Origin of the sequence: Shewanella atlantica, assembly GCF_003966265.1 — a bacterium.
In the GTDB taxonomy this organism is placed as follows: Bacteria; Pseudomonadota; Gammaproteobacteria; order Enterobacterales; family Shewanellaceae; genus Shewanella; species Shewanella atlantica.
The window spans coordinates 191,846-211,035 of record NZ_RXNV01000004.1 but is presented as its reverse complement, the minus strand read 5'-3'; the positions used below and the strand labels follow the sequence as shown (position 1 = coordinate 211,035).

At 46.4% G+C, this 19,190-nt stretch carries 19 protein-coding genes; 16 read left to right on the top strand and 3 right to left on the bottom strand.

The window, feature by feature from the left end; genetic code table 11:
* Nucleotides 1-16: 16 nt before the first annotated feature.
* Nucleotides 17-769, bottom strand: coding sequence for a dipeptidase PepE (pepE, locus tag EKG39_RS12195; protein WP_126506021.1), 753 nt, complete (start codon nt 767-769; stop codon nt 17-19).
* A 280-nt stretch (nt 770-1,049) separates the two neighbouring features.
* Between pepE and htpX the strand changes: the two genes are divergently transcribed.
* The 9 genes from htpX (at nt 1,050) to EKG39_RS12150 (ending at nt 12,739) form a co-directional block, all read left to right on the top strand.
* A complete protein-coding gene (htpX, locus tag EKG39_RS12190) occupies nt 1,050-1,913 on the top strand; it encodes a protease HtpX (RefSeq protein ID WP_126506020.1) in 864 nt (287 codons plus the stop codon).
* Nucleotides 1,914-2,517: 604 nt separating this feature from the next.
* The gene (gene cctA, locus EKG39_RS12185) at nt 2,518-2,865 is read left to right on the top strand and encodes a tetraheme c-type cytochrome CctA (protein ID WP_126506019.1); all 348 of its coding nucleotides are present in this window, start codon (nt 2,518-2,520) and stop codon (nt 2,863-2,865) included.
* Nucleotides 2,866-3,230: 365 nt separating this feature from the next.
* A complete protein-coding gene (gene cobA, locus EKG39_RS12180) occupies nt 3,231-4,085 on the top strand; it encodes a uroporphyrinogen-III C-methyltransferase (RefSeq protein ID WP_126506018.1) in 855 nt (284 codons plus the stop codon).
* A 2-nt stretch (nt 4,086-4,087) separates the two neighbouring features.
* The gene (locus EKG39_RS12175) at nt 4,088-5,263 is read left to right on the top strand and encodes a glycosyl transferase (protein WP_126506017.1); all 1,176 of its coding nucleotides are present in this window, start codon (nt 4,088-4,090) and stop codon (nt 5,261-5,263) included.
* A 76-nt stretch (nt 5,264-5,339) separates the two neighbouring features.
* Complete coding sequence (locus tag EKG39_RS12170) at nt 5,340-5,936, top strand: ANTAR domain-containing response regulator (RefSeq protein WP_126506016.1); 597 nt, start codon at nt 5,340-5,342, stop codon at nt 5,934-5,936.
* Between the two features lie 372 nt (nt 5,937-6,308).
* Nucleotides 6,309-8,981, top strand: a complete 2,673-nt coding sequence (nirB, locus tag EKG39_RS12165; protein WP_126506015.1) for a nitrite reductase large subunit NirB — start codon at nt 6,309-6,311, stop codon at nt 8,979-8,981.
* Nucleotides 8,978-9,313, top strand: a complete 336-nt coding sequence (nirD, locus tag EKG39_RS12160; protein ID WP_126506014.1) for a nitrite reductase small subunit NirD — start codon at nt 8,978-8,980, stop codon at nt 9,311-9,313. The genes nirB and nirD overlap by 4 nt, the downstream gene beginning before the upstream one ends.
* A 3-nt stretch (nt 9,314-9,316) precedes the next feature.
* Nucleotides 9,317-10,783 carry a NarK family nitrate/nitrite MFS transporter gene (locus EKG39_RS12155; RefSeq protein ID WP_126506013.1) on the top strand — a complete coding sequence of 489 codons (1,467 nt, stop codon included), beginning with the start codon at nt 9,317-9,319 and terminating at the stop codon, nt 10,781-10,783.
* 99 nt (nt 10,784-10,882) lie between these two features.
* Entirely contained in the window at nt 10,883-12,739 is a 1,857-nt protein-coding gene (locus EKG39_RS12150) for a bifunctional protein-serine/threonine kinase/phosphatase (protein WP_126506012.1), read from the top strand.
* 187 nt (nt 12,740-12,926) lie between these two features.
* Here EKG39_RS12150 and EKG39_RS12145 read toward each other — a convergent pair whose 3' ends face one another.
* Nucleotides 12,927-13,355: an SRPBCC family protein gene (locus EKG39_RS12145; protein ID WP_126506011.1), complete on the bottom strand. Its 429-nt coding sequence runs from the start codon at nt 13,353-13,355 to the stop codon at nt 12,927-12,929.
* 330 nt (nt 13,356-13,685) lie between these two features.
* Between EKG39_RS12145 and EKG39_RS23625 the strand changes: the two genes are divergently transcribed.
* The 5 genes from EKG39_RS23625 to EKG39_RS12125 all read left to right on the top strand — a co-directional run bounded on the left by EKG39_RS23625 (nt 13,686) and on the right by EKG39_RS12125 (nt 16,926).
* On the top strand, nt 13,686-14,429 hold the full coding sequence (locus EKG39_RS23625) for a transglutaminase-like domain-containing protein (protein WP_246028486.1): 744 nt from the start codon (nt 13,686-13,688) through the stop codon (nt 14,427-14,429).
* A complete protein-coding gene (locus tag EKG39_RS23620) occupies nt 14,395-14,835 on the top strand; it encodes a tetratricopeptide repeat protein (protein WP_246028485.1) in 441 nt (146 codons plus the stop codon). The genes EKG39_RS23625 and EKG39_RS23620 overlap by 35 nt, the downstream gene beginning before the upstream one ends.
* Before the next feature lie 512 nt (nt 14,836-15,347).
* Complete coding sequence (locus EKG39_RS12135) at nt 15,348-15,983, top strand: LuxR C-terminal-related transcriptional regulator (protein WP_126506010.1); 636 nt, start codon at nt 15,348-15,350, stop codon at nt 15,981-15,983.
* A 258-nt stretch (nt 15,984-16,241) separates the two neighbouring features.
* Nucleotides 16,242-16,595, top strand: coding sequence for a hypothetical protein (locus tag EKG39_RS12130; RefSeq protein WP_126506009.1), 354 nt, complete (start codon nt 16,242-16,244; stop codon nt 16,593-16,595).
* 7 nt (nt 16,596-16,602) lie between these two features.
* Nucleotides 16,603-16,926, top strand: coding sequence for a hypothetical protein (locus EKG39_RS12125; protein ID WP_126506008.1), 324 nt, complete (start codon nt 16,603-16,605; stop codon nt 16,924-16,926).
* Between the two features lie 168 nt (nt 16,927-17,094).
* Here EKG39_RS12125 and EKG39_RS12120 read toward each other — a convergent pair whose 3' ends face one another.
* A complete protein-coding gene (locus EKG39_RS12120; RefSeq protein WP_126506007.1) occupies nt 17,095-17,508 on the bottom strand; it encodes a TetR/AcrR family transcriptional regulator in 414 nt (137 codons plus the stop codon).
* A gap of 280 nt (nt 17,509-17,788) precedes the next feature.
* Between EKG39_RS12120 and hinT the strand changes: the two genes are divergently transcribed.
* Both hinT and EKG39_RS23875 read left to right on the top strand, forming a co-directional pair.
* Complete coding sequence (gene hinT, locus EKG39_RS12115; RefSeq protein ID WP_126506006.1) at nt 17,789-18,145, top strand: purine nucleoside phosphoramidase; 357 nt, start codon at nt 17,789-17,791, stop codon at nt 18,143-18,145.
* Nucleotides 18,146-18,161: 16 nt separating this feature from the next.
* Complete coding sequence (locus EKG39_RS23875; RefSeq protein WP_126506005.1) at nt 18,162-19,166, top strand: PaaI family thioesterase; 1,005 nt, start codon at nt 18,162-18,164, stop codon at nt 19,164-19,166.
* Nucleotides 19,167-19,190: the final 24 nt, after the last annotated feature.

The following is a 19,190-nucleotide window of genomic DNA, read 5'->3' as shown; positions in this document are numbered from 1 at the left end:
TCGGTAAGAGGGGAGTTTATTCACTCTCACTATGGGGAATGAGCAGGTGTGAAAGCTCACTGCCAACCGGTATCGGGATCTCCTGCTGCAGGCCACAAAACAGGTATGCTTGCTTGTCGCCGATAAGTGATAACTTGTCTCCTTGCCGCCATAGTGCTGTGCCTTCCTGAATGGCGACGATGGGGGTATCAGGATCGACGCAGGTAAATTCGAGTAACCGCTGCGCCCGCGTCTCACCGTTGTGTCCCGGAGCCTGATAGTTGGTGTAATGCGGATTAAGCTGGAAGGGAAGTAGCCCAAGGCTATTGAAGGAGCTGGGTTCAACAATTGGCATATCATTGGTGGTTCGAATACTGAGGCCGGCAATATTTGAGCCCGCACTCCAGCCTATGTATGGCGTGCCCTCACTCACCTTGCTGGTGAGCAGTTTTACCAGATCGTGCTTGTACAACTTATGAAGCAGATTGAAGGTATTCCCTCCACCCACTAATATTCCATCGGCCTGCACTATCGCCTGTCTGGGATCGTCATATTGATGGATCCCGCTTATTTCAATATCGAGCTCGGCTAAGCTGGATATGACCCTAGTCAGATAAGCGTCGTGGCTGATACTGACACCGGCATAGGGAATAAACAGCCATTTTTGATTTTGTGGCTTGATCCGGTTTGCCAACTCAGCAATTAAGGGTTTAATAAAGGGGATGGCGTGGGCAAGGTATGGCGTGTCTCCAACACGTGAGCTGGAGAGAAGTAAGGCGTTTATACTCATATTCAATCCCTTGTGATCTAAATTTAAACCATATTAACAAAGATTAATGCCGATACGCATCTGCTGACAGTAGAGAGCTTATATTTTTAAGATTAGCTTAATGTAAGCCTCCTAGACTGCACATTCTTTAAATTTAGTGGTTTTGTCGTGAGTCCGAATTGAGTCGAATTTGTTCGCTTATACATATTCTTACTCTTCCTCCCTTGAATTCTCATTTTTTGGACATATTATGTCTTTAAGAACGCAAAATCTGGTACTCAGGTACTCTACAGGAGCTTAAATGAAGCGAATTTTTTTATTGATTGCAACGAACATGGCAATCTTACTTGTGGCCTCTATCGTGATGTCGATTCTAGGGGTTAATACATCGACCATGGGTGGCTTACTCGTGTTTGCTGCTATTTTTGGTTTTGGCGGCGCATTTATCAGTTTGGCTATCTCTAAATGGATGGCGAAGAAAACCATGGGTTGTGAGGTTATTACCACACCTCGTGATAACACCGAGCGTTGGTTAGTTGAAACCGTTGCCCGCCAGTCGGAGCAAGCCGGTATCAAGATGCCTGAAGTGGCTATCTATCAATCTCCTGAGCTCAATGCTTTTGCTACCGGCCCGAGTAAAGATAACTCGCTGGTCGCAGTGAGTAGTGGTTTGCTCTATGGTATGAGCCAGGATGAAATTGAAGGCGTCCTTGCACACGAAGTCAGTCATGTCGCTAACGGTGATATGGTGACCCTGACCCTGATCCAAGGTGTGGTTAACACCTTCGTTATCTTCGCTGCACGTGTCGTTGCCGGGATCATCAACAACTTCGTTGCCAGTAATGATGAAGAGGGTGAAGGCCTGGGTATGTTTGCTTACATGGGTGTCGTGTTCGTGTTGGATATGCTGTTTGGTATTCTCGCGTCTATGATTGTGGCCTACTTCTCCCGTATTCGTGAGTTTAAAGCGGATGAGGGCGGAGCTCGTCTGGCTGGTAAAGAGAAGATGATTGCTGCACTCGACCGACTGCGTCAAGGTCCTGAAACCGGTGCTATGCCAGCTCAAATGGCCGCATTTGGTATCAACGGCAAAAAGTCGATGGCCGAAATGATGATGAGTCACCCACCTCTTGAGAAGCGTATCGCCGCGTTAAGAGCGAGCTAATTCTTGGTGCGTTGGTGAATTGAGATGATGATGAATTTCACTCGCACCTCTTGAGAAGCGTATCGCTGCATTAAGAGCGAGCTAATTCTTGGTGCGTTGGTGAGTTGAGATGATGATGAATTTCACTCGCACCTCTGGAAAAGCGTATCGCCGCGTTAAGAGCGAGCTAATCGATTAGTCGATCGCACAGGCGTAAGGCCTGTCGAAATAAAAAAACGGGAGCCTTGGCTCCCGTTTTTTGTTTTTGGCGGTCTAAGCGAAGTACAATTGTTTATCAAAAAGCTTAGGAATTAACTGCATATTTATTGAGTCGTCTGTACACAGATATCAAAATGTTACCCTAACGGACACTATTCAGAATTGCATAGAAAAAGTGTGACAAAGGTCACCTTAATGGCTTTATTGTTTGGTTAAGCAGGGAGTTATTTGATTGAGCGCACGTTTTCTTCTGAGGGCACTTGCTAAAGTAATATAAGCAGAAAAGTTGCGATTTTGCAGTTCCTTAGCTATTTTATGCAAGGTCGTGCTAAGACTTTTGATAGCAAGATGGGGTTAGATCAAGAATAAAACTCCACTATGTTGTCTCTTATAGAGGATATTTATAGTGAGCAAGAAAATTTTAAGTGCGTTATTTGGTGCTGGTTTAGCCGCTTTGGCTTTATCTCCGGCGGCTATGGCTGAATCACAAGAGCTTGCAGAAATGCACGCTGAGATGGATGGTTGTGAAGCATGTCATGCCGATGGCGAGCCTTCTGCAGATGGTGCATATGAGTTTGAACAGTGTCAAAGCTGTCATGGCACTCTGGAAGAGATGGACGCCGTTCATCAACCACACGAAGGCAACCTTATGTGTGCCGATTGTCATGCTCCACATGACATGAACGTGGGTGATAAGCCAGCTTGTGATAGCTGTCATGATGATGGCCGTACTGCGGAATCTACACTTAAGTAATACGCTTAAGTCGTTTTCTACGGTAAATCATTTAAAACGCCAGCCATGAGCTGGCGTTTTTGTATCTGGCACTTTTGCATAAATTCACTTCTCAACAGCATTTCCGACTTCTCCCCGTTATACATAGAAACCTTTAACCTACGTTTCCACTTGTGCACTTTTGGTGCAAAGCCATGCGCTCTTGTTGTTCAATCAATCTAACTATCTCACTATGTCGACATCTTAGTCTAAACAAAACAGTGAGTTAGATTTTGGTATGTCGGTTGCAATACTTCTTTCATCGAACTTGTAGATAACCCCTTGATCGAATTAATGCATGGATAAAGATTCAGTGAATGGCGAGGGGGCATTAGCGGAGGCCTGTTTTGAAAACTGCTGAAATCTTTGAACTGACTGGCGTACTGAAAACCGAAATTAGTCAGGCGCAACCCTATAAGCTGGCTATTGTCGGTGCGGGTTGTGGTGATATTGAGCTGCTGACACTTAAGGCTGCTCGGTTAATATCATCGGCGGAAGTCATCATCTATGACGCTCTGGTCAGTGATGACATTCTTAATTTGGCTACCGAAGCCTGTGAGATGCATTTTGTCGGCAAGCGTTGTGGTCAGCCGAGTAGCACACAGGATGATATCAATGATCTACTGCTTAAATGTGCGCGGCGTGGCATGAGTGTTGTTCGCTTAAAGGGAGGAGATCCAAATGTCTTTGGGCGAGGTTGTGAAGAGGCGCTATTTCTAGCCAGAAATGGCTTTGCAAGTGAATTCACTCCGGGGGTGACCGCTGCACTTGGGTGCGCAGCCAGTGCTGGGATCCCGTTGACGCACAGAGGTGTGGCCAGATCTGTGACTCTGGTGACTGGCACCGTTTTTGATGATAATCCACTAAGGTGGCAATCTTTGTTGTCGGCTCAAACCAGCTTAGTGTTTTATATGGGCAAGGAGCAGGCGGCAAATATTGCCCATGGTTTGTTAGAAGCCGGCGCAAATGTTCAACTTCCGGTGGCGTTTGTCAGTAACGGCGCTCGACCAACACAAAGGTTAACTTATGCCAATTTAGGCAATATGGCCGATGCTGCACGAAAAATTAAGCTTGTCGGCCCCACGCTAATGATTGTCGGTGAAGTGGTTGCTGTGGGTAGGGAGTTATCCGATTTAATGGATAGCTTGGGTGATAACAGGGCTGAATCTGCTCTTGTCCGCGTGGCGAAAGCCGGGGAATAGCTATGAAGCAAGCGTATCAGGCATTGATAAAGGCCCTGGGTCGCGGAGCGAAAGGTGCCAGGGAGTTAACCTTAAATGAGTCAATATTGCTGATCTCAGGTTTTCATTCCGGTATAGGCAGCAAGGTTCAACTTGCTGCGGCATTGATGTTGATGCGGGTTAGGGGGGAAAGCGCTTCAGAGATATCCGGCGTCGCAATCGGCATCAAGTCGACGATAGAAAAACAGTGGGCCGAAGTTAAACCGACAATTGACTGGCCCTGTTATGCCGGTAAACGTGAGCTACTTCCCTGGTTATTGTTGGCCGCAAAAGTGCTGGCGGCTCAGGGAGAACGGGTACTGCTTCATGGGGATCCTAAATCTCTGAGTCATCGCAAACATATCGCCGCCTTTGTCTCTGCATTAGATATCCCGAGAGTATCGACCGCGATTGAAGCCAAATCCGCATTGGATAGTGGCGGGATCTGCTATGTCGATGCCGACTGTTTCTCGCCGCTGGTGGCTAAGTTTCGACATCTGCATCAAGAGCTTGGTCTGAGAAGTCTTTTCCAAACGGCGATACGCTGCACAAATCCGGGTAATGCACCCGTTAGCGTGAGAAGCTACTTTCATCCGGGGTTAGATGAGTTACACGCCGAGATAGCTGCGATTATGGCCGCTTACCCTGCTGATAAAATCATTGACTGCGGTCACAGTCCTTTATATGAGAGCATCTATGAATGCAGGTCTCTGGAGCGAGTCGGAATCTTTAAAGGGGTGCAGGGCGAAAGCGAAATAAACCCAAGGATCACTACAGAGTTGACGATAGTCACCAATCATAGCAGAGATAAAAAGAGCAGAGATAAAGTCTCAATTCCTACCCTGTTAGAGGGGGTTATCGGGCTCAATACCTTAACTTCAACTATTCAGTTGGAGTCAGAGCAAGCCCCCAAACTACTTGCTGAGGTGTGGCTATCAAAGTCGGGAAGTGATGAGGCTTATCGATTTATGTTTCATCAGCAAGAGAGCGCTGAGAAGCTCATGCAGCTTGCTGATGCGAGTGTGATAGGCACCTTGGCTATGGTGTATCTGCTCAATGGACGATCTGAACACTTCAGTGACGCCGAAGCACTTGCACGAACGAGTTGGTTCGGCCGCCATGATGTTTTGAGTAAACCCTTGGTGCATAGGGTCTGCTGAGCTTTAGAATGGTTTTGTGAAAAGCATTTTTTGACGTGGCTTAGGTATTGGTGCTCATCGAAATAAGGGAGGCGGTATGCGAATTTTCACCTGGTTAGATCCACTTTTTTGCCAAACACTTGAATCACGTGGGCAGACACCAGATAACTATCAGTATGCTTTGCGATCGATACCCGAAATGAATGTAAGCAGTGACTGTAATGACATCATCTCACTCACTTCATTGCGGGCGTTGGAAAGTATGCCTCTTTCAGCAAAAGATGATCAGCTATTATTTTTTACCGCGAGTCTGACAGAGCAAGATATCTGTTTCTTACTCAGGTTACTGCGCTTTTCGGCTATCCCTATGATAGTGAATGCCGCGCATTGGCAGGATGAAGGGGTATCGAGATTGCTCGAGTGCGGACGTGTCACATTTGTTCCCGGCGAGCTCGATCCTCAGAGGTTATTAAGCATCATTCAACTCTCTCGTCTGAGGTTTTCTCTAGCAAGTGAACAGGTAAATAAAATGATAGCGCTCGAGTCGTCTCTTCAAGCGCAAAAGTTGCTGGCAAAGGCGAAAGCTGAGCTGCAGCGCCTTGGGTTAAGTGAATCAGAGGCTCATAACATATTACAGAAGCAAGCTATGGAGAGAGGGATCTCCATAGAAAAACTCGTTCATCAACTAGTTTAACCTTGGCTCGTTTTGTCCACACCCTCCACAATTGAAGTCGCACCAGCTCCAGCACCAAAATGGTGCTTTGGGGCTTTTTCTGTGCGTAACCTCTTGTAGATTCGAAAGTTGAAGCTAATTAACCCCTTATTTATTAATTGCTTATAATGATTGTTTTGTTGGCATAGTCACTGCAAGTCTCTATATCAGCTACGACATTTTGTATCTTTGGTTGCAATGTAGCTTAGGTTACATCGTACCTTTACTTGTAATGCAAGTAGCGGCTGCAACCAACAACAATTCAGATCTTATCGGCAATGGCGCCATGTTCTCATCGAGGAGCATGGCGTCTTTTTGTTTTTAACGGTCATCACGAATAATGGAGAGTGCTTCATGGGGTGTATAGAAACTGAGCTGGACCTGAAACCCAAATTACTCGTTGTAGGTAATGGCATGGTCGGTCATCACTTTATCGAGCAACTGTGCGACCAAGGACTTAATGAGCAGTTTCAGGTGGAGGTGTTTGGCTGTGAGAACCTTGCGGCCTATGACAGGGTTCAGCTGTCGAAGTACTTTGAAAATGGCAGTGCGGAGGCGCTAATGCTGGCTAGTGTAGAGGCCTATGCGAAGCGGGGGATCAGGCTGCATTTAGGCAAAGAGATCGTTCGTCTGGACACTGAAACTCGCTCAATATTCGCATCGGATGATGAGAGCTGGAGTTATGACAAGCTCGTTCTCGCCACCGGTTCCTATCCTTTCGTTCCACCAATAGAAGGCAGAGAGCGCCCCCAATGCCTTGTCTATCGCACTATCGACGATCTTGAGCAGATAAGTCAGGCTGCAAAGAAGGCTAAATCTGGTGTGGTTATAGGCGGAGGCTTGTTGGGGCTGGAGGCCGCAAATGCGCTGTTAACTCTGGGAATAGATACTCATGTCGTGGAGTTTGCACCACAATTGATGCCCGTTCAGCTCAATGAAAAGGCGGGGGAGCTGCTATGTGAAAAGATTGAGGCCCTGGGTGTGTCTGTGCACACCAGCAAGGCGACGAGTGCCATCGTTGCGGGTGAACATGCGCGCCATAGAATGATATTTAACGATGATACCTTTCTTGAAACGGATCTCATCGTCTTCTCTGCCGGCATTCGTCCGCAGGATACCTTAGCGCGTCACAGTGGCATCGAAGTGGGTGAACGAGGTGGCATTACCGTGGACTCCCACTGTTTAACCTCTGCACCCGATGTGTATGCCATAGGTGAATGTGCTCTGTGGCAGCAGCGCATCTTTGGCTTAGTGGCACCGGGTTATCAGATGGCGAGAGTGGCGCTCTCCCATATTGCATCGGCAGTATCAGGCTCAGTGGCAACTGAGTTTAACGGCGCCGACATGAGCACTAAGCTTAAACTTCTGGGTGTCGATGTGGCTTCAATCGGTGAGAGTCGAGGGGTTGAAAATGCAAAATTTGTGGAGCTCAGTGACAAACAGAGTGGTACCTACAAGAAGCTCTGGCTGGATGAGACCGGACAATTCCTCAAGGGCGCCGTTCTCGTCGGCGATGCCAGTGATTATAGCCTGCTGTTAAACCAATATCTGTCCGGTGAAAAGATTGAAATGCCGGCGATATCGCTACTGCAACAAGATAGCGATATGCCGGTGGCGTTTAAGGATGATGCCATCATCTGCTCCTGTCACCAGGTGACCAAAGCCGACATAGTAGAGAGAGTCGTTGCAGGCGATCACTCTTTAGCGGCCATCAAGGGCTGTACAAAAGCCGCATCGGGCTGTGGTGGCTGTGGTGCCTTGGTTCAAGAGATCATCAGCCAGACCATGGAGGCTCAGGGGTTAGAGACGCAGCAGGGCATATGCAGCCATTTCGAGCATGACAGGCAGGCCCTGTTTCACCTGTGTCAGGTCGAAGAAATCTCAAGTTTTTCCGCTTTGATCGGCAGGCATGGAACGGTTGATGCCGCTCGGCTGGGGTTAGGGTGCGATATCTGTAAGCCGCTGGCGGCATCGATTTTTGCTTCATTAGAAAATGAATACGTCCTCGCTGTTGAACATGCCAATCTTCAAGACAGTAACGATGCTTATCTGGGGAATCTTCAAAAAGATGGTTCTTACTCTGTCGTGCCCAGAATTGCCGGTGGAGAGATCACCCCGGATAAGTTGATCGCCCTGGGTGAAATCGCCAAGCGTCATGATCTGTATACCAAGATCACCGGCGGGCAGCGTATCGATCTGTTTGGTGCGGCTCTGTCTGAACTGCCCACTATTTGGCAAGCATTGATAGAACAAGGATTTGAGACGGGACACGCTTACGGTAAATCGCTCAGAACGGTTAAATCCTGTGTGGGGAGTACCTGGTGCCGTTACGGGGTGCAGGACTCAGTCGGTTTGGCCATAGAGCTTGAGAATCGCTACAAGGGATTGCGGGCCCCACATAAGATTAAATTTGCCGTATCCGGCTGCACCAGGGAGTGTGCCGAGGCGCAGAGTAAGGACATCGGGGTGATCGCAACCGATAAGGGCTGGAATCTTTACGTTGGCGGCAATGGAGGGATGCGTCCACGTCATGGCGATCTTTTCGCGACCGACATATCCACCTCTGTTTTGGTGGAATACATAGACAGGATATTGATTTTTTACACAAGAACAGCATCGAGGTTGCAGCGCACCTCAGTTTGGCTTGAGTCATTAGAGAGGGGGGTAACCTACCTTAAGTCGGTGATCATCGATGACAGTCTGGGTATCGCAGCGGAACTTGAGCTGCAGATGAAAAAGGTCGTTTCGACCTATCAATGTGAGTGGAAAACCAGCCTCGATAGTCCGGAGTTTTTGGCCAGATTCAGTGAATTCATTAACCCCGAGCAGGTTCCAATCGGTGATACCCCAAAATACCAATATTTAAGAGGGCAACGTTTTCCTGCCGATAAAAAATGGGGCGCGGGAATGATCTCTGTAAAGAATGTCGACGTCGACCCGGGCGAGCAAGGTATGGATGGTTTAGCCATTCAGGTTAGCCCGACAGAACTATTTGAAAAATCGACCCAAAAGGAGTGTGAAGTATGAACTGGTTAGCCATTTGTGAACAGAGCGCGTTACCAGCGTTTGGCGGGATCGCTGCCTGGGTAGAGGGAAAAGCCGTTGCCATTTTTAATCTGGGTGAGCAGGGCATATTTGCCATGGATAATACCGATCCTGCGACCGGGGTCGGCGTGCTGTCCCGGGGCTTAATCTGTGATCTGCAGGAGGATATTTTTGTCGCCTCACCTCTGCATAAACAACACTACAGCCTTACAAATGGTAAGTGCATCGAAGATGAAAGCTTGAGTGTCGAGCTGTATCAGATCAAATGTGAACAGGGAAAGGTGCTAATCAACACCGCAATAGCAGGGGAATAAATGATGAGTAATGAAAAATTTAACCTATTTTCCTTCTCCGGAAAAATGAAAATTATGCACCTGAGTTGGATGGCCTTCTTTATCTCTTTCGTCGTTTGGTTTAATGCCGCGCCTCTGATGAGTGTAATAGCCGAAAGTTTGGGCTTAACCAACGGACAGATAAAGACTTTATTGATTCTCAATGTGGCGCTAACTATCCCTGCCAGAGTGCTCATCGGCATGGTGACGGATAAATTTGGCCCGAGATTGACCTACTCCATCTTATTGGCGGTCTGTAGTCTGCCCTGTTTTATGTTTGCACTGGGAGATAGTTTCGAGCAGTTGGCGTTAGCCCGTTTTCTGCTGGGATTTATTGGCGCGGGCTTCGTAGTTGGCATTCGCATGGTCAGCGAGTGGTTTCCGGCAAATGAGCTGGGCACCGCGGAAGGGATTTATGGTGGATGGGGCAACTTTGGCTCTGCGGCCGCAGCCTTTTCTCTGCCTGTTATTGCCATCTCCTTTGGTGGTGAAAATGGTTGGCGTTACGCCATAGGGCTCACTGGGTTACTTAGCCTGGTGTTTGCTTTTATCTACTATTTTAACGTTACCGATACCCCTAAGGGCTCAACCTATTTTAAGCCCAAAAAAATCGGTGCGCTGGAGGTGACCAGTAAAGGTGACTTGCTTCTGCTGGTGATAATGAAGCTACCCATGTATGCCACCCTATGCCTGCTTGGATGGAAGTTATCGCCGGCGGGAGTCAGCATGCTCAGTCAGGAGACCGTTAATCTCATCTACGCCGGTCTTGGTTTAATATTACTGGTGGATCTTTATCAAACTTATCAGGTGAACAAGTCACTCTTCGAAGGTCCGGTACCCGAATTCGAAAGGTACGCTTTCAAGCAGGTTGCGGTACTGAACGTACTCTATTTTTCCACCTTTGGCTCTGAACTCGCCGTGGTTTCTATGCTGCCGCTCTATTTCGCCGAGACTTTCGAACTTGGTCTGGCGCAGGCGGGAATGCTGGCCTCGACCTATGCCTTTATGAATCTGGCATCTCGCCCCGGTGGCGGCTGGATCAGTGACCGTTTCGGTCGTAAACCCACCCTGATGATCTTAACGGCTGGCTTGGCCCTGGGGTATTTAGGGATGGCTCAGATCACCAGTGAATGGTCATTACCCTTAGCCGTATTCATGGTCATGACCTGTTCCTTCTTCGTGCAAAGCGGAGAGGGGGCCGTATTTGCAGCAGTTCCTCTGATTAAGCGTCGTCTTACAGGGCAGATAGCCGGGATGACCGGCGCCTATGGGAATGTCGGCGCGGTGTTTTTCTTAACGGTTTACTCTCTGGTATCGACTCAGGCATTTTTCTATGTCATTGCTGCGAGCGCCGTTCTGGGTCTGATTAGTTTGCTGTTTTTGACTGAGCCTAAAGGACATATATCTGAGGTGAATGATAAGGGGGAAGTGACCCTAATCAGTGTGAGCTAAGATCAGTGTGAACTGAGGGGCAGTACGAGCTCAGATCTGTATGAAACAGCCTGTTCGGGTGAGTGTTAGTGTGAATTAAGCAAGAAACGGGATAATGATATGACAGCATCGGTACCTGATAAAGTCCTGGATAGCCAAGCTATTTGCTCTCCCGAAGTTACCAAAGCACCGTTATATGATGAAGGGCTGCCACTGAATGGGGCATTAGCAATCGCAGCGGGTCAGTATTCATCCGGAGGTGTGAAGCCGGTAAATGAAGATGCCATCGGGATCCGTATTCCCGATGGTTTGATGCTGACCACCAAAGGGGCCGTGACGGTTATCTGTGATGGGGTAAGCGCCGCTGAGGCGGCTGAGCAAGCGAGCTCGATCAGTGTGAGTAACTTTATCACCGATTACTACTCGACTCCCGACAGTTGGAGTGTAAAAAAATCCAGCTCACAGGTGATCACCGCGCTGAACCGTTGGTTATTTGGTCTGGGACAAGATTACCGGGAGGCACAACGTGGCTATGTTTGCACATTTACCTCGCTTATCTTCAAGTCTTGCACCGCGCACCTGTTACATGTGGGCGATTCGAGAGCCTATCGATTTCGATCGGGAAAACTTGAGCGGTTGAGTCGAGACCATATCACCGTGCTCGGCTCAGATAAGCGCTATTTGGCAAGAGCGCTGGGTTTAGATGTGAAACTTGATGTTGACTATAGAAAGTTGGATATGAAGGTGGGCGATCTCTATCTGCTGACCACGGATGGTATTCATGATGTGGTCAGTGATAGTGAGGTCGGTTCCCGAATAACGGCTTTTAATCGACAATGGCAAGGACTCCGTGAGTCCGTCGATTTGGCTGACTCACATCATTTCGATGATTTTTGTCGGCAGCTCGCCCAAGATTCCATAGCACTGGGCAGCAGGGATAATGTCAGCTGCCAACTGCTCTCGATTGAACGCTTGCCGAGCCAAAATATCGATGATCTCTATCAGCAACTCTCTACACTTCCCTTTCCGCCACCACTGCAACAAGGAATGAAGCTGGACGGCTACCTTATCGAAAAAGTATTGCACCAGAGCCAGCGCAGTCAGGTCTATCTGGTGACTAATAAGAAAGGCGAACGACGTTGTATCAAAACCCCCTCGGTGAATTACTTAGATGACGCCGCATACATAGAGCGTTTCATGTTGGAAAGTTGGATTGGTCATCGTATCAATAGCCCTAACGTGGTCAGATTACTCGACAGAGACCGACCTAAGTCTTCACTCTATTACGTAAGTGAATATCTCAAAGGCATGCCATTGAGCCTATGGATTGATCGAAACCCTAATCCATCTGTACAAGAGGTGCTGATGTTATTAAAGCAGATAGAGGCCGGTGTCAGGGCATTTCATCGTAAGGAGACGATACATCAGGATCTAAAACCGGATAATATCTTATTGACCTATGAAGGACAGATTAAAGTCATCGATTTTGGTTCCTGTCATATCAAGGGGATCGCCGAAATAGCGACCCCATTGCAACGAGATATTATCCTGGGGACGGCGGATTATTCGGCTCCTGAAAGCGTTCTGGGTTACAGAGTCTGTTACAGTGCGGATCTCTTCTCTCTGGCGGTGATAACCTTTGAGATGTTGACGGGACAGCTTCCATTCAAAGGGAAATTAGCTCAGTGCCGCAGTAAGCGTGACTATCATAAATTGAGCTACACTCCCTGTTATGAGCTCAACCCTATGATCCCGCAATGGATGGACCCTGTGATTAAGCAGGCCTTGAGTATCGATCCCGATAATCGGCAAGCGGACACCTGTGAGTTTTTATATGAGCTCACTCAACCCATAAATAAGATGAGTAAGAGGGTGGCAAAGTCTGAATTGTCTCTGATTGAAAGAGATCCACTTCGATTCTGGCAGGGGCTATCGGTATTTTTTGGTTTAATCAGCTTATTGCTGTTAATGACGTAAGGTTTAACGAGCTACGAGCTACGAGCTACGAGCTACGAGCTACGAGCTACGAGCCGCGAGGAACGGGCTAAGCGCAAGAGCAGTTGGTGTTGCCCGCTCATCTCAACTTAGTTAGTTGTTTCTGAAAAGCGTGAAGGTTCATAATTGTAGGAGCGGCTTTAGCCGCGAAGCCTGCCATTTGTCATTTTCATTTGGGTGAGAGAGTGGCCTTAAGCCCTGCCAACAGTGCTCCATAAATAGGATTACAGAAGTCGGCGACCTCATTTTCATTTTCTGACTCGAAGGTTGAGCTCCATTCAACCAAAGTTCCGTTTTCGGACTCCGTAAGTTTAACTACACCTATATATCTGTCTACAGCTGAACTGGAGACAGGGCCTGGTCCATCGTCGATACTGTAAGAGAAAGTGAATGCAGAGGCATCTAGAATCATTAATGTTTCGTGAAACATATCATTCAGTACTCGCTTAGCGCCCACCTCATCTCCATTTTTATCACCGACTTTTGTTACCTCAGTGATAACCTCCGGTGCCCAGGACATGTCATGAAAATCACAAATTGTTTTCCACACAGTTTTGATTGGAGATTTTATCTCTATCTTGTTGTAACAAGTTCCCATCATATTTTCCTCAGCGTGGCTCTAAATTTAAAAAGGGTACTTTTAAATATAGATGAGATTTTGTTGAAGCTAATGGCTTTGGGGATTGATTAGGGAATAATGGGTGGACAAATTTGAATCAATACTGCCTTTACGATACAGTTACAAATGCAATATAAGTCAATGCTTTATTATTGATGGTTAATAAGTATATGAATCATTCAATAGCTGATTTTTTGAGTAAGTCTTAGAGTAGGTATTAGAGTAAGTCTTAGAGTAAGTATCAGAGTGAGCACTTGTCTCTTTATGAAAAATGTTTGTGCGAAAGAGAAACTAATAAGGAGTTGTAGCATGAAACGGATTTTACATAGTCTCTTCCTGGTTATTATCGGCTTGATGCTAATGACAGCATGTTCGAGCAATATTTCATCATCTAAACCTGTTATGCCGCAGACGAATGATAATCTGTTTGAGTCAAAAAGTGATGCTAGCCCCGTCCCCACTCTTGAGCATTTAATGGCGCTGACGCCGGAACAGATAGAAGATCTTCACCAGTTTGTTCGGCGCGAGGATATTGCTCTGTTACCCAAAAATAAGCAGGTACGAGAGTATTTGTTTACTAAGCTGGTCAATTTTAATTATGAAGGCAAGAATCATCCGGCAAGTGTGGCGCTGGAAAAAGGTAGTGGCAACTGTATGACATTGGCGCTCTTGACCTATGCGGTAGCCAGAGAACTTGGAGTTAAAGCCGTGTTTCAGGTGATGCATACTCCGCCTATGCTGTTGGAGGTAACTACTAACCTTGCTGTTACTTCAGATCATGTCCGTACTTTTCTTTATGAAGACGATACCGACAATCAGGGATTTTACTTTTCGGGACGTAGCTATGTTGTTTTAGATTATTTTCCGGACAGGTACGATAGAGGGGGAAGGAAGATTGCTGAGGATCAGTTTTTCGGTATGCTTTATCGCAACCTTGCGGCCGATGCTTTGCTGGCAGGGAAGGTTAATCGGGCCTTTTCTCTGTCAATATACCCAAGAGTATGCGCCACTGCTGAATATGCTGGCAATTGTTCACCGCTGGGCTGGGGATGATGAAACGGCCAAAGAGTTATATCAATACGCGCTAAATGTTTCAGAGTCTAAGATCACTATTTTGAGCAACTACCACTATCTATTAACCCTTAATGAGGAGGTGGAGGCCGCCCACCACGTTAAGTCGCAACTATTGGCCCTCGAAGACACTAGCCCCTATGGATGGTATCTGATGGGAAAGGAGGCTCTGAATGAGGGAGACCATCATAGTGCTGAAATTTACCTGAAAAAGTTTCTAAAAAATACGCCATATTACCACAGGGCATATTTTGACTTGGCTAAGGCTCAACATGCGCAGGGCGAGTCGGCGGCAGCAAGAAACTCATTATCTCAGGCAATATCTTTTGCTGAGCAACCGGAAAGCCAAAGACTATATCAAGCTAAGCTCACCTGGTTAAATCAATAGTGATTCATTACGTCTCCAGAGAGCTAAAGGATAAGTAAGGGGTGGAACAGAGGCGTATTGTTTCGGTAACACTTAAAAGTTACAACACTGGCACCTGGGCTCGTCATACGAATGATTGACAGGTGGCTTGTGTTGTTGCAGACAAATTATCTTTTGTTACGCTTTGAATTTATTGTCTTTTTGCCTTTAATGGTACTTTTGGTGTGTTTCGGCGTAGTGCTTTTGTCTAATTTGATGACCTAGAACGACCCTTTCGGTTACTTTGCTTTCATACTCCCGATGGATGCTCTCTCCATCAGTTCAAGGGATACTTATTAACAATCAATGGCATTGGTCAAAACTTGTTCGTTGACAAGTATTTGGATTGCCGAATAAGAATGAGCTCGTTTAATTAGCCAAAGCACCTACATTATCATATGAAAGTTGTAGCCAGGCTTGTTGCCTTAATGTAGGTTGTATTGTTGCTGGCTTGTTTTGTATTAACTGACTATTTTGTAGCATGGAGTGCGATAATGTTCAAAGTTACCCATTGGGTTGTCATTTCCCGTTCTCAACTTGTGTGTGACCTACTTGAAACCCGCTGGCCCCAAGAATTTCTCATTAAATTGTACAGTGTCAGCCCCGAGTCACTCGAGTGTCAGCTGAGAGAGATGGAGCCATCTCTGGTAATTATCGATCTTGCTTCAGTTGATGTGCAAGTGGCTTACCAATTACAGCGACATATTGAACGTGAATATACAGGCCTGAAAGTTGTTTTCATTCACTTCCCGAAACAGGTCGATATTAAATTTTTAATTAACCCTTCGGTGACGGCTGGTGTTTTTTATAATGATCTCTCCCTCGAGGTTATCGGAAAGGAGTTAAGCAATATTCTCAGAGGAAGGGCTTATATTCCTGCAGAGCTGAACGTTGGCAGCCCTGAGGAGGAGTTAAATCATGAAGAGAGCGAAAGCTTGACGATCCGGGAGCGCGAGGTGCTACAGGCACTACTCTCTGGTAGCACCAATGTAGATATAGCTAATCAACTGTTTGTTAGTGAAAGCACAATTAAGACTCATCTGTATCGAGCATTCAGAAAAATTGGTGTGTCCAGTAGGGGGCAGGCTATTGCCTGGGCTCAGACGCACCTCCATGAGGTTCATGCTTGAGATAGTTTATACCCATATGAAGTCGAGAGAGCAGGAAAGTGATGACTTTCCTGCTTTTTTTTGTCTTGAAAATGGGTGTAATACCGACCGGTAAACGCTTAGTGCCGGGTTTAAGGGGTCACGATGAAGCGAGGTTAAACGCTTGGGTGTTTCCGTGAATATACTTGCGACTATACAGTTGTGTAGTTATTGTGTATACTTGCACGCTCTCATTTACTCATAGAGTAAATTATCATCGTTTAAGTTGAGGTTTTTAAGATGGTTAAGTCACTAACAGCAATCTTCAGCATGCTTATATTGTATTTTGGCACCACAGTTTCTTTTGAATCTAAAGCCGCGACAGTCGGCTGTGAACGCGTTGGTGGGATAAAGTGTCAACATGTGAGCCCTAAACGTGTAAAGAGAGGGGCCGTGATTGTCGTCCCTAAGACTCATCGCCATTATCACTCTTACCACTCTCCTATGTTAACGGCCATGGGAATTGCCATCATTTTGGATGCTGCGGGTAATGCGGTCACTGAAAAGGGACAGCAGGTTGTTGTGTTGGGTGAGGGTAATGAAGTGAGTAATGTGTATGAAAAAGATGGTGTCGTATATCTGATTAAGGCCTAGGAATCATATGAAAAGTAGCAATGAATTTGAGGGGGTCCTCGGGACTCTGGATACGCTGCTCACGATTTCACTGGCTGTGTTGACTATTGGTGGCGGATGTACACTACTGACTATCTATAGCTATCAAGATTCGCTATGGGGAATTCTAGCCCTGCTGACCCTTTCATTTAGTTTGTACATCATAAAGGTCACACTCTTTGGTATGGCGGCAACGTTAATCACCATTGCAACAAATTCGACCCCAAAGAACGATGCAAGAGATGATACGTCGATCGATGAAACCAGGTTGAAGATCATCAAGGTCAAAAGTTTTGGATTATGTTCATGTTGAGACAAAAAATACCCTGGATGGAAAATATGTTTGCTCTGCGTGCCAACACGTTTTGCTCAAATTGAAGGGGTTAGGCTCTATGATCTAGAGTTTGGGCAGGATATCTTGTCTGGCTCTTGATATTTAGAGGTAGCCGGGCGAGTTTGAAACTCGCCCGAGGCGATGGTGTTAGGCTTTTTGTGTTCTTTCGGTATTTAAGAATTCAAAACCTTGTTTGATGAAAGAAAACTCTGCTACATCAGGCAGGTTTTGTACTAATTTGAACATCTGATCGAAGGCGGAATCTATCATGAGTCTATCGGCTAGCTTCAGGTAGTTGTAGACAACGGGTCTCAGTACAACGGTAAAGTCACCGGTTAACTCTTTATACCTCTGCTCTTCAATTGCACAACTGTTTTGCACTAACTCACGCATGCATAGTGCGGCAAGCAGAGAGTTTTTATCACTGAAGGATTGATATTGAGCCGCTCGTGAATATCCGGCCTTCTTATGAACATCTGACATGTTCAGGGCTATCATTCCATGTTCTCTGATCAGATCGGTAGCGGCATTAAGCAACGCGGTTTCTTTATCGGTAAGCATGATGTTATTCCGGAAAAATTTTGTCTATTAGATGCCTAGCTAGTACTCTTGTCAATATCAATGTATATACAATTGTATAATTATTGGCTTTTTGTTTAATTGCTGTTTCTTTTGTGAAGGTGGTTGAACTTGGTAGTAGTTGCTTGTTCATTTAGACAGCAGGTTCAGTCAGCTATAATCGGTGGATGCTTTTAAGAAAGATGAATCTGGTGTGCTATTGATCATAAAGCCTTAAATATAGGTATACTTCTATTATTCCCATCGAGTCGAGGACATTATAGTGGCCGAAGAAACCATTTTCAGTAAAATTATTCGTCGTGAAATCCCTGCAGATATCTTGTTTCAGGATGATTTAGTTACCGCTTTTCGTGATATCAGTGCACAAGCGCCGAGCCATATCCTAATTATACCCAACCATCTAATTCCAACCGTGAACGAAGTTAAAGCATCAGATGAGAAAGCTCTGGGGCGCATGGTGACTGTTGCCGCTAAGCTAGCCGCGGAAGAGGGAATTGCAGAAGATGGATACCGTTTAATTATGAACTGTAATAAACATGCCGGACAGGAGGTGTTTCATATACATATGCACCTGCTTGGCGGTGAGCCTTTGGGACGTATGTTGAACCCTGACAGATAATGGTGAGTACGGAGTCATGAAGGTTAATCCTGAGTTTTTCCCCTTGACACAAATAGCGACCCGTTTCGTCGATCAACTTGCGCAGTGTCGTCGTCTTAAGCTGACAGTGCATGAAGCGAGTGAGCACCATGTACTGATAGAACTGCCCTATAGCAGTGAATTGATTGGTTATCCGGATACCGGCGTTATCCATGGTGGTGTGATCACAACCTTGATGGATACGGCTAGCGGCAGTGCCGTCGTGTGTTCTATCTATGATCACTATCATAGTTTAGAGCTATCACCGACTCTGGATCTGCGTGTCGATTATATGAAACCGGCTGAGCCCAATAAGCCTGTATATGGTTTTGCCGAATGCTATAAAATATCTTCGAGTGTGGCATTTACACGTGCGATTGCCTACCAAGATTCTATCGATGATCCGATAGCTCATGCCGTCGGTTCATTTATGCGGATAAGCCCCGAGATGATAGGCGATAATTTTCGCCAGGCCTTGTTGGGCAAGACTGGTGAGCAGTCCCCGAATGTGTCGCCCTCGACAGAATCTCAAAGCAAGAGTGAAACACACACTCCCGGACGTTCGGCATTGCTGGACGTAAAGGAGATAGTTAAGCAGGCCACCGAGCTAAATGATTTCAGTCACCTGTTAGCCCATGTTCCCTATACCAACTTTATCGGTATGGCAGTCGAGCGTTTCGGTGATGAGCTGGTGTTCAGGCTACCCGCCAAGGATGACAATATCGGTAATCCGACTCTGCCTGCTATTCATGGTGGCGTGATTGCCGGATTTATGGAGATGTCAGCCATCGTTCAGTTAATGGTATTTATGAACACCTCAAAAGTGCCTAAGGTTGTCGATTTTTCAATTGATTACTTAAGGGCTGGTTATCATAAAGATACGTTTGCTGAATGTAAGATCACGCGACAGGGCCGCAGGGTGGCTAACGTCAGCATCGATTGCTGGCAGACAAGCAGGAAGAAGCTTATCGCTACGGCGAGGGCGCACTTTTTGATTGATTAATTTCAGGTTCGGTAACTTCGACCG